Here is an 11,592-nt window from a genome sequence, read left to right on the forward strand (position 1 = left end):
CTCGCAGCAGATAGCCGGGTCGGCGATCAGGAATAGGCGGCTTCGTGGAAAGCGATTTCCAGACGCTGTGCTTGACCGAAAATGGCGCTCAGCCGCTTGCGTTCGTCAGCGCCCATGACCTCTCCCGCTTGGTCGAGCACGGTTTTCAGCCATCGCGCCTGCGCCTCGAATTCGGGCTCGGCATGAAGCCTGACCCATTCCTTGAGCAGGGGATCGCGGATCGCCGACCGATTGGCTTCGACCGACCAGGTCCAATACATCCATTCGGCGGCAAACATTGCGGCGATCGTATCGAGAAACGCGCCATCGCGGGCGATCGCAAGCATTCCCTCGCGGAAGGCGGCGACATCTTCTCGCGCGGTGTCGTATCGGGCCGGATCGATGCCCCGCGCCGCGAAGGTTTTTTCGAAATATGCGATCTGCTGGTTTGCAAGCGCGTCGAGAACGCCGATCAGCCAACGTTTCTGCGCGATGGTCCCGGCCTTCGCGGTGGCATAGGAGAAGATCGCGATCGCTGTGTCGACGAAGGCGCCCTCGAAGACGAGGTAACGCTCGAAAACCTCGTTCGGGAGACGGTCGGCCTTGATATCCTCGATGAAGCGGTGTCGAACCATCGCTTCAAAGACATACCGGTTCTCGTCAAGCATCTGCTCCGACAGGGTTTGTGCCATCGCCCTCACGCCTCCAGGCCGGGTTTTGCCGCTTCGACGAAGGCTGCGACACGGGCGGGCTCCACCGGATTCCACCAGACGCCACCTTCCTTCAGTGACGAAGCGACGATGACGCCGTTCGTGCGCTTGAGGATCTCGACGATATTGTCCTTGGTGACGCCGGAGCCGACCAGCAGGGGCAGATGGGTGGCGGCGCCGATCTCCTCGATTTCCTCGATCGTCGCGCTATTGCCAGTCCTTTGGCCGGTGGCGATGACGACGTCGGCATCGAAGAAGGCGAGGTCCCGGGTCAGCTCGTCGATCGTTCGGTCGGCGGTGATGGCGTGTGCGCCGTGCTTCACATGGCTGTCGGCAAAGACCCTGATATGTTCGGCGCGCAGCAGCGAGCGATAGCGCATGGCCTCTGCCGCGCGTCCCTCCATGAAACCCTCATTGGCGACATAGGCGTTAGCCCATTGGTTGACGCGGATGAAGCGCGCGCCTCCGGCCATCGCAACTGCAAAGGCGGGGATCGGTGCATTGGCAAGCACATTGATGCCAAGTGGCACGCCGACGGTGCGAGCAATACGGTCCGTCACGACAGACATGAAGGCTGCGGTTTCATGGCCGATGTCCTCGGGTTTCGAAAAGGGAATGTCCCCATGGTTTTCGATGATCAGGCCATGGATGCCGCCCTTGACGAGCGCTTCGGCGTCGCGCATGCAGGTGTCATAAATGGAATCCATCGCTGCGCTGCGATAGCGCGGGGCACCAGGGAAAGGCGGGCAATGGATCATGCCGATCAGCGCCTTGTCAGTACCGAAGATTTCCCGTATGGCGCTCGAGGCCCTATCCGATATCTGCTGCATTTCTCTTTCCTTTCTGAAAGTCTGCCATGCGTGCCTATGTCATCGGTAACGTCGCCATCGACGAAACCATTTCCGTATTGTCCATGCCCGAAGCCGGTGCCTCGATCCTCGGTCGGGAGGAAACCCGCGACCTTGGCGGCAAAGGCGCCAATCAGGCGGTCGTGATGGGCCGGACGGGCTTGTCCACGACGCTTGTCGCAGCCGTCGGCGACGATTTTCGCGCCCAGACCATCCGCGATCAGCTTGCAAGAGAGGCGGTCGATGCGCGCCTTGTGGGACATCCCGACCGCTCCAGCGACTTCTCCATCATCTTCATTACGCCAGACGGCGAAAATGCCATCGTGACCACGACGGCCTCGGCCGAGGCATTGACCCTTGCCGAGGCGCTCGCTCCACTCGCGGATGCCACAGCCGGCGATCTCGTCGTGCTGCAGGGCAATCTCAGCGAGGACGTCACCCGCGGCATTCTTGCCGAAGCCAGGCACCGTGGCCTGGCGACCGCCTTCAACCCCTCCCCGCTGCGGCCCTACTTTACCGAACTCTGGCCGCTGATCGACATCGCCTTCCTCAACAGGGGCGAGGCCGAAAGCCTGACCGGATCGTCCGGCGAGACCGCCATTCGACGCCTGGCCGAAGCTGGTGTCGCGCAGACTGTTCTGACCCTCGGCGGCGCCGGCGCGATCCTTGCCAGCGGCAGCCAGGTGCTGGCGACTGTCCCAGCGCTCGCGACCGAGGTCGTCGACACGACGGGCGCCGGCGACACCTTCATGGCGGTTGCGCTTGCCTCGGCTGCGCTCAGAGGCACGACGCTCGACGCCCGAGCCATTCGTCACGCAACCGCGGCTGCCGCCATCACGGTCAGCCGCAGGGGAACTTGCTCGGCCTTCCCCAACAGCGCCGATCTTGCCGGCATCCTTGTGGGCGAATAAGGCCTATTTTTCCTCGGTGAGCCAACCGAGGATATTCTTCCAAAGGCGCCCGTAGCCCTCCCATTCGCAGAAGGCGGGCGAGAGCCAATGGGGACCGATGTCCGAGGTCCAGGCAGCTGTCCGGCCCTTGCCGAAGCGGCCGGTCACCAGGAGCGGATGTCCGCCCTGATCATCGGGTAGGCTAGCGATCACTTCAACATCGTCGCGCTTGCGCACCTCGACTTCGTTGACACCGAGAAGCAAAGGCCATACTTTTGGCATGCCGGCGACGGTCGCGTGATCGGATTTGACGATGACCGGCGTCGTTCCCTCAGGAATTTCGACGCGGTCGTCATAGGGCAGGCACGTCACCGGCAGCACGTCCTCGACGGCGGTACGGCGCCAGCGGGCTTTGCCGTCGATCCCCTGGAAGGAAAAATAGCCACCGACCATCAACAGGCCGCCACCTTTCTCCACCCAGGCCTTGAGCAGTTTCAGCCGGTTCGGGACGGTCTTCGAATGCAGCCAGACCGCCGGCGGAAGGAGCAGCGAATTGGCGCCGATATCGGAAAGGATGATCGCGTCATAGGCGTCCAGCCCGGCCATGTCGAAAGGCAGTTGTTCGACCGCTTCATGGGCCGGCATATAGGTGAGTTCATACTCGCTGCCGGCGAGCGCTTTTACGAGCGGCTCTGCGCCGAGGTGGAAGGTGACGCTTCCAAACTGATCGAAGCCCTTATAATGCGTGGCGGAGCTGACCCAGCTTTCGCCGACGAGAAGAACCTTCTTTGTCATGATGTTTCCATTTCTTTTTTATGGCGTTGTGTCGGCCTCGAAGACCGACCTCGGATTGGCGCGCATTAAGATATCGAGCGTTGCATCGTCCAATCCATGGCGCTTCAGGCGCGGCAGGAAGTGGCGCAGGACATAGGCGTAGCCGTTGCCCCCGTAATGCTTGAGCATCATCTTCAGGAAGACGTCGTGGGAGAGCAGAAGCCGATCCTTGTGTCCCATCTCGACGAGCTTGACGAGCGCGCGGGCCGCCTCCTCGTCGCTTGGGCATTGCACCTGCTGGTCGGCATAAAAGAAATCCATACCGATCATGTCATATTCGAGGAAGGCGCCGCGGGCAGCCAACTCCGATTGATAGGTGAGATCGTCATGCGACGGGTTCATGTGGCACAGCACCGTATGCCTGAGATCGGCGCCCTCGGATGCCACGATGTCGAGAACCTTGTGGCCGAGGCGATACCAGCCCGGAAGGTGGACCATCAGAGGCAGGCCGGTGCGCACATGTGCTTGCGCCGCGCCCCGCAGCGATTTTTCCTCCGCAGCCGTGAAATCGGACGAGACGCCGATCTCGCCGATGAGGCCGATCTTCACGTCGGTGCCATCCGCGCCGACCATTGCCTCCGACACGATCTCATCGGCGATCTGAGCCGCTGACATATCGGCAACCCTCGCCGGATGCGACGAGCCGAGATAAAAGCCGGCCCCCATGACGATGTTCAGTCCCGTCGTCTTGGAAATCCGCCGCAGAGCGAGAGGATCGCGGCCGATGCCCTGACACGTCGGCTCGACGACCGTCCGGCCGCCGACCCCGGCAAAATCCCTGAGCTCTGTCACGGCGAGCTGTTCGTCATCCAGCGTGATGTTGTGCTTGTTGACGAACGGATCCTGTCGCAGCTCGCCAAGGATCTCCATGCACACGAAGCTCTCGGCAAGGTATTGGCGTTCAGGCGTCTTCGGCGCGTGCCACCAGCAGCGGCAATCGTTGAGGATATGCTCGTGCATCAGGGTGATGCCGATGTCGGAGACCGGAACCAGCCCCGAGACGGTCATCACATGTCCGGACCGGATGTGACCGGGTGAAAGCTCATCCGTTGCCATCAGTTCTTCCTCCTGCCTGCCAGTCGGAAATTGGTGGTGAAGATGCGCGTGTTCAGCCAAATGGCGACAAGGATGATCGCCCCGGTGACGATCTGGGTGAAGAAGGGCGAGATGTGCATCAGGATCAGGCCGTTGCCGATGACGGCGATGGTCATGGTGCCGAGAACCGTGCCGATCATCGTGCCCCGCCCGCCCATCAGCGATGTGCCGCCAAGCACGACGGCGGCAATCACCTGAAGTTCGAAGCCGACTGCCGCATTCGATGACCCCGAGCCAAGGCGCGCGGCAATCAAAAGCCCCGCCAGTGCCGATGCGACCCCTGACACCAGATAGACCGAAGCGACGATCCACTTGGCCGGCATGCCGACGCGGCGGGCCGCTTCCATGTTCGATCCTACCGCCACGATCTGGCGCCCGTATTTCGTTGAGGCCATGACGACATAGCCGGCGATCGCGATCAGGATTGCGATCAGGGCCGGAACGGGAAAGCCGGCCAGTTCGCCGCGTCCCATGTAGAAGAAGCCCGGTTCGTCGTTGATCGGAATGGAATAGCCCTGGGTCAGATAGAGAGCGACGCCGCGCAGGATGGAGAGACCGGCCAGGGTGACGATGAAGGCGGGAATATTCTGGTAGGCGATGAACCAGCCCTGCAGCAGGCCGACGATGCCGCCGAAGGCGAGCATGCCGATCGATACGACTGGCCAGGGTATGCCCGTCGCCAGCGTGATGGCGGCGACGGCATTGATGAGAGCCAGCATGGAGCCGACGGAAAGGTCGATCCCGCCTGTGACGATGACCAGCGTCATGGCGATCGCGACGACAAGGATGGGAGCCGCTTGGCGCACGACGTTGAGAATATTGCCCATCGTCATGAAGGTCGTCGTCGTCAGCGAGAAGAAAACGAGGCATGCCAGGAAGAAGAAGGCGATCGACAGGACCTGAGCGTTCTCACTCAGAAAATCTGATATCGGTGAGCCCTTGCTGCGTTCGGTGTAGACGGTCAATGTCTTTCTCCCCCAACGATGAGCTTGACGAGATCCTCAAGATTGGTCTTGCCGATATCGCGCTCCGCGACCTTGACGCCTTCGTACATGACGGCGATCCGGTCGCAGACCCTGAACAGATCCTGAAGGCGGTGAGTGATGAGGACGACGGATACGCCGGTCGCCTTGACCCGATTGATGAGCGAGAGAACGGCTTCGACCTCGGCGACCGCGAGAGCCGATGTCGGTTCGTCCATGATCAGCACTTTAGGGCTGAACGAGGCCGCCCGCGCGATCGCGATCGCCTGGCGCTGGCCGCCGGACAGCTTCTCGACCTTGGCCGACAGGCGCGGAATGCGGATCTCGAGCGCATCCAGCATCTTGCGGGCCTCGGCCAGCATTTTCTGGCGGTCGAGGAAGGGGCCTTTGGTGATTTCGCGCCCAAGGAAAAGATTGCCGACGACATCGACGTGATCGCAGAGGCTCAGATCCTGGAAGACCATTTCGATGTGCCGGTCGCGCGCATCGGCGGGTCCGGAGAATTTGACCTCCTGGCCGTTCAGCGAAATGGTTCCGTCATCCGGCAGGTAGGTGCCGGAGATGATCTTGGTGAGCGTCGACTTCCCGGCGGCGTTGTCGCCGACGAGGCCGAGGCACTCTCCGGGAAAGAGGTCGAGATCGACGCCGCGCAGCGCCTCATGCGAACCGAAGGTCTTGCGGATGCCGCGCAGCGATACGGCCGGCGTCACAGCCGGCGAGCCGGAGGAATGCCGGGAGGCTTGCGCCTCCCCGGCTCCGGCATGAACAGGCCGGTTCTCCCTAATCATTTGAAGACGGCCCGGTATGGATCGACGTTCTGCTTCGTCACGATCGTAATCGGTACGGAGATGCTCTTTTCGACGCTCTGGCCGGCGGTCAGCTTCGCCAAGGCTTCGACGGCGGCCTTGCCCTCGCCTGCCGGGTCTTGCTGGACGACGGCGACGACATAGCCTTGATCGAGGCCTGCGATCGCCTGCGCGGTCAGATCCCAGCCGAAGACCTTGATGCTGTCCTGCTTGCTCTGGCTCTGAACGGCGGCGATCGCGCCGAGCAGGGCCGGCTCGCCGGTGGCGTAGATCGCCGTCATGTCCGGATTGCCGGTGATGAGATTTTCGGCGGCGGCAAGAGCGTTGTCCTGGATATTCTGGCCATCGACAATGCCGGCCGTCTCGATGCTGCCGCCCTTGATCGCGTCTTCGAAACCTTTCTGGCGGAGGTTCTGGATATAGGAGTTCAGGGCGCCGACGATGCCGACCTTTGCCTTGCCACCTGCATTCTTCTTCACGTAGTCGAGGAAATAGGCACCGATATCGGCGCCGGCCTTGCCGTTATCGACGCCGATCTGCGATTTCTGCGGGCCTTCCGGCAGGATCGCATCGATAGCGACGACCGGAATGCCGGCATCCGAAGCCTGTTTGACGGCCGGCATGATGCCGTTGACGTCGATGGCAACGACGATAAGGCCATCGACCTTCTGCTGGACATAGGTCTCGATAGCGCTGTTCTGCGCAGCAGCATCGTTGTTGGCGTTGAAGATGACGAGTTTGTCGCCCGAGGCATCAGCGGCCTTCTGAGCACCTTCATTGATCTGATTGAAGAAAAGGGCCTGCTGGTTGATCTGCACCAGTGCATAGGTCTTGCCGGCGGCATGCGCCAACGGAGCTGCCAAGGTCACACCCGCTAACGCGGTAAAGGCAAGGGCGAGGTTGAACGCCCGACGTTTGATCTGTTCCATGTTCTCATCCTCTGGTTTCGTTACCGTTGCTTGTTATGTGTCGACGGCGGTGCAACGGAATTCCGCACGACGATTTCGACTGGCACGAGTTCCTCGGTGGCGAGCGATTTGCTTTCCTGCCAGTTTGTCTCGAGAAGAAGGGACAGGGCGCGCTGCCCGATGGCGCGCACCGGCTGCCGGATCGCCGTCAGAGGCGGCGCAAAAAGATGCAACGGACTGACATCGTCGAAGCCGATGAGGGACAGGTCATCGGGTATCGAAATCCCCTTCTCCCGCAGGACTTCGATCATGCCGATGGCGATTTCGTCCGAGCTGGCGAAGATCGCGGTTGCCGGCATGCCCTCTTCCAGGAAGCGCAGCGCCATCTCCCGTCCGCAGGCAATCGTATATTCGCCGCTATAGCGCCGGATCGAGACGTCGTCGCCGAAGTGCTCCCGTAGGCCCTCGTACAATCCGTTGAAGCGCCGCTGCGTGCTGATCATGGCGTCTGGGCCGCCAACATAAAGCACGTGGCGATGGCCAAATTCAGCCAGATGACGGCCGGCGAAATAGCCGCCTTGCCGATTGTCACAGAAGAGTTTCGGGACGGTCGCGAGCGGAACGTCCTCGTCGACAACGACGACCTTACCCGTTCGATTGATGAGGGCGGCAAGCTCGCCATTATCGGGATGGTTGGTGACGAAGACCAATCCGTCCACGTGATTGTGCTCGATCAGTCTGAGGTAGGCGACCTCGCGGCCGGTCCGGTTGAGTGTCGCATAGAGGGATACGGCTAGGCCCCTGTCATTGGCCGCCTCCTCGACGGCCGCCACCATGGTTGCGAAGAACGGGTTGGCGATATCGGGCACAACGAGACCGATCGTATCGGAGCGGCCGCGGCTCAGCCGCCGGGCATGCGGGTTCGGCTGATATTTGAGGGAGGCGATCGCGTCGTCGATCCGCCGCTTGGTGAGCACGGGCAGGTCCAGGGAGCCGTTCAGCATTCGGGAGACGGTCGTCACCGACACACCGGCGGCCTTCGCGACATCCTTCAATCCTGGAGTGTGTCCCTTTGCCATAAGCTTTGTAAACCGTTTTAGTAAAGCGCTTTACTAAAATTCAATGACAATCGCCAACCTGTCAAGAGGATTCAGAAGGTCCTGCCGGCCGTCGGTCTGCAAAAAACTTTGTGCGGACGTTTTCGGCAGTCTTTTGGAACGCTGCCGATTCGATAATACGCCAAATGACGTCGACCGCTTCTCATCCTATTCCAGTGGTCACCAGGGGACCGTTCGACCCAGATAGTCCAGATATTGCAGGCCGCGCGTTCCTCGCTGATCGAGAAGCACGTTCACCAGGCTTGGAATGCTTTCCTCAATCGTCAGCCGCCCGTCCGGGCCGCCCAAATCGGTCTTGACCCAGCCGGGAGCCATGAGCAGCAATGCGCGCGCATCGTCCGCATGCCTGGCAGCATAACTGCGCATCAACGTATTGAGCGCCGCCTTGCTGCCGCGATAGACCTCTCGCATGCCGGTGGTATTGTTGCTGACACTGCCCTGCCCTGACGACATGACGCCGATCAGGCCCGTGGGCGAGACGAGATCCTGCAGGCCTTCGACGGTTCGCATCGGACTGAGTGCGTTCGTCACCATGACACGGACGAATTCCTGCGTTGTCACGTCCGCGATCGTTTCCGTCGGAACATTCGTCGTTCCGGCGTTGACGAACAGGATGTCGAAGGCTCGCCCGTCGAGACGCGCGCGCAAAGACGCAAGCTGCTCCGGTTCGTTGATGTCGAGTGTCTCGATCGTGACCCGTCCAGCGGAGGCCTCCACGAGATCGTGCAGTTTCGTCCGCGATGCCGAGGCCCGCACCGTACCGACGACGGACCAGCCTTTCTTGAAGAATTCCTCGGCCATGGCATGACCGAGCCCGCGTGAGGCGCCGATGATCAATATGCTGCCAGCGGAGTTGGAAATAGATGATGGCATGCTCATGCCTCCTCAGTTCGTCTTGCTGTGAGGCGAATATGAGAGCCCAGTCCGGATTTCGCCAGACGCTTGCAATGCAAAGAATAGTTGCGTTCAACGCTAGTCGTGTCGGCCGATTTAGTCTACCCATTCGGCATGGAAGAGATCGACCTTAATCTTCTCGTCGCGCTTGACGTCCTGCTGGCCGAAGGGAGCGTGACCGAAGCGGCAAAGCGGCTGGGGCTCAGCCCTTCCGCCATGAGCCGTACGCTGTCGCGGCTGCGAGCGGTCACAGGCGATCCATTGCTCGTCAGAGCAGGCCGGTCTCTCGTGCCGACACGATTTGCCGAGGCGCTTCAGGATCGGGTTCATGCCGTCACCCAGGATGCGCGAGCCATTCTGCGGCCGGCGATAAGCGAGATCGACATTGCCACGCTGGAGACGACGTTCTCGGTGCGCGTGAGCGAAGCGTTTCTTGAACTCCTGGCGGCGCCTCTCGTCGCCGCGATGACCGAAGCCGCCCCCCATGTCCGCATCCGCTTTGTGCTGAAGCCTGACAAGGAGCCCCGCATGCTTCGGGAGGGGCTGATCGATCTGGAAATCGGGGTGCTTGGCGTGCCGGCGCCTGAATTGCGGACCCGACTGCTGCTTCGCGATCGACTTGTGGGGATTGCCCGGGAAGACCACCCCCTCCTGACCGGCGAGGCCTTGACGTCGGAGCGCTACGCGGCCTGCAGCCATGTCGTCGCCTCCAGGAAGGGAGAATTCGCCGAAGCGGTCGATGAGGCGTTGGCATGGAAAAACCTGAAACGGGACATCCGCGTCGTGGTGCCGGGGTATCCGGATGCGATGAGAATTGCAGCTTCGACGGATTTCATCGCGGCCATCCCCTTCTCATGTCTCGGCAAGCGCGGGGTGAATGAGCCTCTGGCAGCGCGTGGTGTTCGCAGTTTTGAACTGCCATTCGAAACGCCCGAAATACACATCGTTGCCATATGGCATCCGCGTGTCGACGCCGATCCGGCGCACCGATGGCTCCGCGACATCGTCGCGCGGGTATGCCGAGCGGCCTATCCGTGAATCGATCCAGTCAGCCTTGACGATCCATGGTGGCTTTTGGGGCATTCCCACCCTCGGAAACTATCTCGCAAACCAAGCGTCGGAATTTTGCTCAGTCAGCCGTCTTTGAGAGAGACAAGCCATGGAGAGCAGCAATGACGATAACGATTACCGCCTTTGAAAAGTCGCCGGATCGCGGCAGGGGTCTGGCGCGTGACATGCGCGTTCGCTGGGCGCTGGAAGAGGTTGGCGAGCCTTACGAGGTGCGCCTCCTCTCCTTCAAGGCGATGAAGGAGCCTGCGCATCTCGCGCTTCATCCTTTCGGGCAGATCCCGACCTATGAAGAGGGTGATCTTGCCTTGTTCGAGTCGGGGTCGATCGTATTCCATATCGCCGAGCGCCATACCGGCCTGTTGCCGGACGATACCAACGCCCGTGCGCGGGCGATCACATGGATGTTCGCCGCTCTCTCCACGGTGGAGCCGCCGATCATCGACCGCGCAACCGTGAAAATTCAGGAGCGTGATCAGATCTGGTACGAGCAGCGCCTGTCCATGGTCGATGAGCGCATCCGCCAGCGGCTGACCGAACTTTCCGATCGTCTCGGTAGCGCCGACTGGCTCGATGACGCGTTCAGCGCCGGCGATCTCATGATGATATCTGTCCTGCTCAGGCTGAAGGATACGGGAATATTGCAGGACTATCAGAACCTCTCCGCGTATGTCGCCCGCGGGGAAGCCCGGCCGGCATACAAACGGGCTTTCGAGGCTCAACTCGCAGTCTTCACCGTCGCATCGAACGGCTGACCGGGTCCCAGGTCCATCAGGCCTTCTCGGTCCGCAAGCCTTCGAGGAATGTGCGGAAAGCCTCGACGGCCCGTTTCGATGTTGCCTCGGGATCGTCCGAATTGGCGATCCACTGCGCAGCGCTACTGCTTGCTGCATTGATGAGGCGGCCGCCGGCTTCCGGGTCAATCTCCACGATGATGCCCTCGTCTCGAAGGACGCGAAGGCTTTGGGTAACGGTGGCGATGCAGCCGTTGGCGCTCGGCCATCCGGAGGGATCACCAAGCACGGCCGGGCCGTCGCGAAACATAATGCGTTGGATTTCCGGCTCCAGCGCCATCTCGACATATCCGACGTTCTCATCGACGAATGCCTGCCAACGCGATGGCGCCCTGGACGAGATCGCACAGAGCCTTGCGGTCATTTCCGCATCGATCTCGCTGATAACCGCCTGCAGCAACCCCTTCTTGTCACCGAAATGGTGGTATAGTGCCCCCCGCGTCAGTCCGGCGGCCGCTGTAAAGTCATCCATCGATGCGTCGGCATAGCCAACGCTACCGAATGCCTTACGGCCAGCTGCCAGCAGCTTGGCTCGCGTCTCGACGATCATTTCAGTACGGGGTTTGCGCATTACGTCTCCGTCGATGGCCTTACATAAATTCGCATACGTTGCGTATATTAGTTGACATACGCGGCGTATGCAATTATTTCATTCGCATACGCCG

Annotated in this window: 13 protein-coding genes; 3 read left to right on the forward strand and 10 right to left on the reverse strand. The window is 61.1% G+C overall.

Annotated features, from left to right (window positions below; all coding sequences use genetic code 11):
* Positions 1–26 precede the first annotated feature (26 nt).
* Together FP026_RS07295 and FP026_RS07300 are read right to left on the reverse strand one after the other, a co-directional pair.
* Positions 27–671, reverse strand: coding sequence for a TenA family protein (locus FP026_RS07295; protein ID WP_149633952.1), 645 nt, complete (start codon positions 669–671; stop codon positions 27–29).
* A gap of 5 nt (positions 672–676) precedes the next feature.
* Positions 677–1,519: a BtpA/SgcQ family protein gene (locus FP026_RS07300; RefSeq protein WP_149633953.1), complete on the reverse strand. Its 843-nt coding sequence runs from the start codon at positions 1,517–1,519 to the stop codon at positions 677–679.
* Positions 1,520–1,545: 26 nt separating this feature from the next.
* Between FP026_RS07300 and FP026_RS07305 the strand changes: the two genes are divergently transcribed.
* The gene (locus tag FP026_RS07305) at positions 1,546–2,448 is read left to right on the forward strand and encodes a PfkB family carbohydrate kinase (protein WP_149633954.1); all 903 of its coding nucleotides are present in this window, start codon (positions 1,546–1,548) and stop codon (positions 2,446–2,448) included.
* A 3-nt stretch (positions 2,449–2,451) separates the two neighbouring features.
* Here FP026_RS07305 and FP026_RS07310 read toward each other — a convergent pair whose 3' ends face one another.
* The 7 genes from FP026_RS07310 to FP026_RS07340 form a co-directional block, all read right to left on the reverse strand.
* Positions 2,452–3,222: a glutamine amidotransferase gene (locus FP026_RS07310; protein WP_149633955.1), complete on the reverse strand. Its 771-nt coding sequence runs from the start codon at positions 3,220–3,222 to the stop codon at positions 2,452–2,454.
* Positions 3,223–3,240: 18 nt separating this feature from the next.
* Positions 3,241–4,317, reverse strand: a complete 1,077-nt coding sequence (locus FP026_RS07315; protein WP_149633956.1) for a phosphotriesterase family protein — start codon at positions 4,315–4,317, stop codon at positions 3,241–3,243.
* Complete coding sequence (locus FP026_RS07320; RefSeq protein WP_149633957.1) at positions 4,317–5,321, reverse strand: ABC transporter permease; 1,005 nt, start codon at positions 5,319–5,321, stop codon at positions 4,317–4,319. Before FP026_RS07320 ends, FP026_RS07315 begins: the two co-directional genes overlap by 1 nt.
* Entirely contained in the window at positions 5,318–6,127 is an 810-nt protein-coding gene (locus tag FP026_RS07325; protein ID WP_149633958.1) for an ATP-binding cassette domain-containing protein, read from the reverse strand. The genes FP026_RS07320 and FP026_RS07325 overlap by 4 nt, the downstream gene beginning before the upstream one ends.
* Entirely contained in the window at positions 6,124–7,074 is a 951-nt protein-coding gene (locus tag FP026_RS07330) for a substrate-binding domain-containing protein (RefSeq protein WP_149633959.1), read from the reverse strand. The genes FP026_RS07325 and FP026_RS07330 overlap by 4 nt, the downstream gene beginning before the upstream one ends.
* 20 nt (positions 7,075–7,094) lie before the next feature.
* Positions 7,095–8,132 carry a LacI family DNA-binding transcriptional regulator gene (locus FP026_RS07335; protein ID WP_149633960.1) on the reverse strand — a complete coding sequence of 346 codons (1,038 nt, stop codon included), beginning with the start codon at positions 8,130–8,132 and terminating at the stop codon, positions 7,095–7,097.
* A gap of 198 nt (positions 8,133–8,330) precedes the next feature.
* Positions 8,331–9,044, reverse strand: a complete 714-nt coding sequence (locus tag FP026_RS07340) for an SDR family NAD(P)-dependent oxidoreductase (protein ID WP_149633961.1) — start codon at positions 9,042–9,044, stop codon at positions 8,331–8,333.
* 135 nt (positions 9,045–9,179) lie between these two features.
* On the opposite strand from FP026_RS07340, the gene FP026_RS07345 reads away from it, so the two are divergent.
* Positions 9,180–10,103, forward strand: coding sequence for a LysR family transcriptional regulator (locus tag FP026_RS07345; RefSeq protein WP_149634114.1), 924 nt, complete (start codon positions 9,180–9,182; stop codon positions 10,101–10,103).
* A gap of 134 nt (positions 10,104–10,237) precedes the next feature.
* Positions 10,238–10,888, forward strand: a complete 651-nt coding sequence (locus FP026_RS07350) for a glutathione S-transferase family protein (RefSeq protein WP_149633962.1) — start codon at positions 10,238–10,240, stop codon at positions 10,886–10,888.
* Between the two features lie 16 nt (positions 10,889–10,904).
* Here FP026_RS07350 and FP026_RS07355 read toward each other — a convergent pair whose 3' ends face one another.
* A complete protein-coding gene (locus FP026_RS07355) occupies positions 10,905–11,498 on the reverse strand; it encodes a TetR/AcrR family transcriptional regulator (protein WP_188112526.1) in 594 nt (197 codons plus the stop codon).
* Positions 11,499–11,592 lie beyond the last annotated feature (94 nt).

The sequence above is a fragment of the Martinezella tropici genome (assembly GCF_008370325.1).
Taxonomy (GTDB): Bacteria; Pseudomonadota; Alphaproteobacteria; order Rhizobiales; family Rhizobiaceae; genus Rhizobium; species Rhizobium tropici_B.

Bases quoted from the DNA above. Each gene is read 5' to 3' on its own strand.
- FP026_RS07300 (WP_149633953.1), bottom strand. From the start codon at position 1,519: ATGCAGCAGATATCGGATAGGGCCTCGAGCGCCATACGGGAAATCTTC.
- FP026_RS07325 (WP_149633958.1), bottom strand. From the start codon at position 6,127: ATGATTAGGGAGAACCGGCCTGTTCATGCCGGAGCCGGGGAGGCGCAA.
- FP026_RS07340 (WP_149633961.1), bottom strand. From the start codon at position 9,044: ATGCCATCATCTATTTCCAACTCCGCTGGCAGCATATTGATCATCGGC.
- FP026_RS07305 (WP_149633954.1), top strand. From the start codon at position 1,546: ATGCGTGCCTATGTCATCGGTAACGTCGCCATCGACGAAACCATTTCC.
- FP026_RS07295 (WP_149633952.1), bottom strand. From the start codon at position 671: ATGGCACAAACCCTGTCGGAGCAGATGCTTGACGAGAACCGGTATGTC.
- FP026_RS07315 (WP_149633956.1), bottom strand. From the start codon at position 4,317: ATGGCAACGGATGAGCTTTCACCCGGTCACATCCGGTCCGGACATGTG.
- FP026_RS07345 (WP_149634114.1), top strand. From the start codon at position 9,180: ATGGAAGAGATCGACCTTAATCTTCTCGTCGCGCTTGACGTCCTGCTG.
- FP026_RS07350 (WP_149633962.1), top strand. From the start codon at position 10,238: ATGACGATAACGATTACCGCCTTTGAAAAGTCGCCGGATCGCGGCAGG.
- FP026_RS07335 (WP_149633960.1), bottom strand. From the start codon at position 8,132: ATGGCAAAGGGACACACTCCAGGATTGAAGGATGTCGCGAAGGCCGCC.
- FP026_RS07355 (WP_188112526.1), bottom strand. From the start codon at position 11,498: ATGCGCAAACCCCGTACTGAAATGATCGTCGAGACGCGAGCCAAGCTG.
- FP026_RS07330 (WP_149633959.1), bottom strand. From the start codon at position 7,074: ATGGAACAGATCAAACGTCGGGCGTTCAACCTCGCCCTTGCCTTTACC.
- FP026_RS07310 (WP_149633955.1), bottom strand. From the start codon at position 3,222: ATGACAAAGAAGGTTCTTCTCGTCGGCGAAAGCTGGGTCAGCTCCGCC.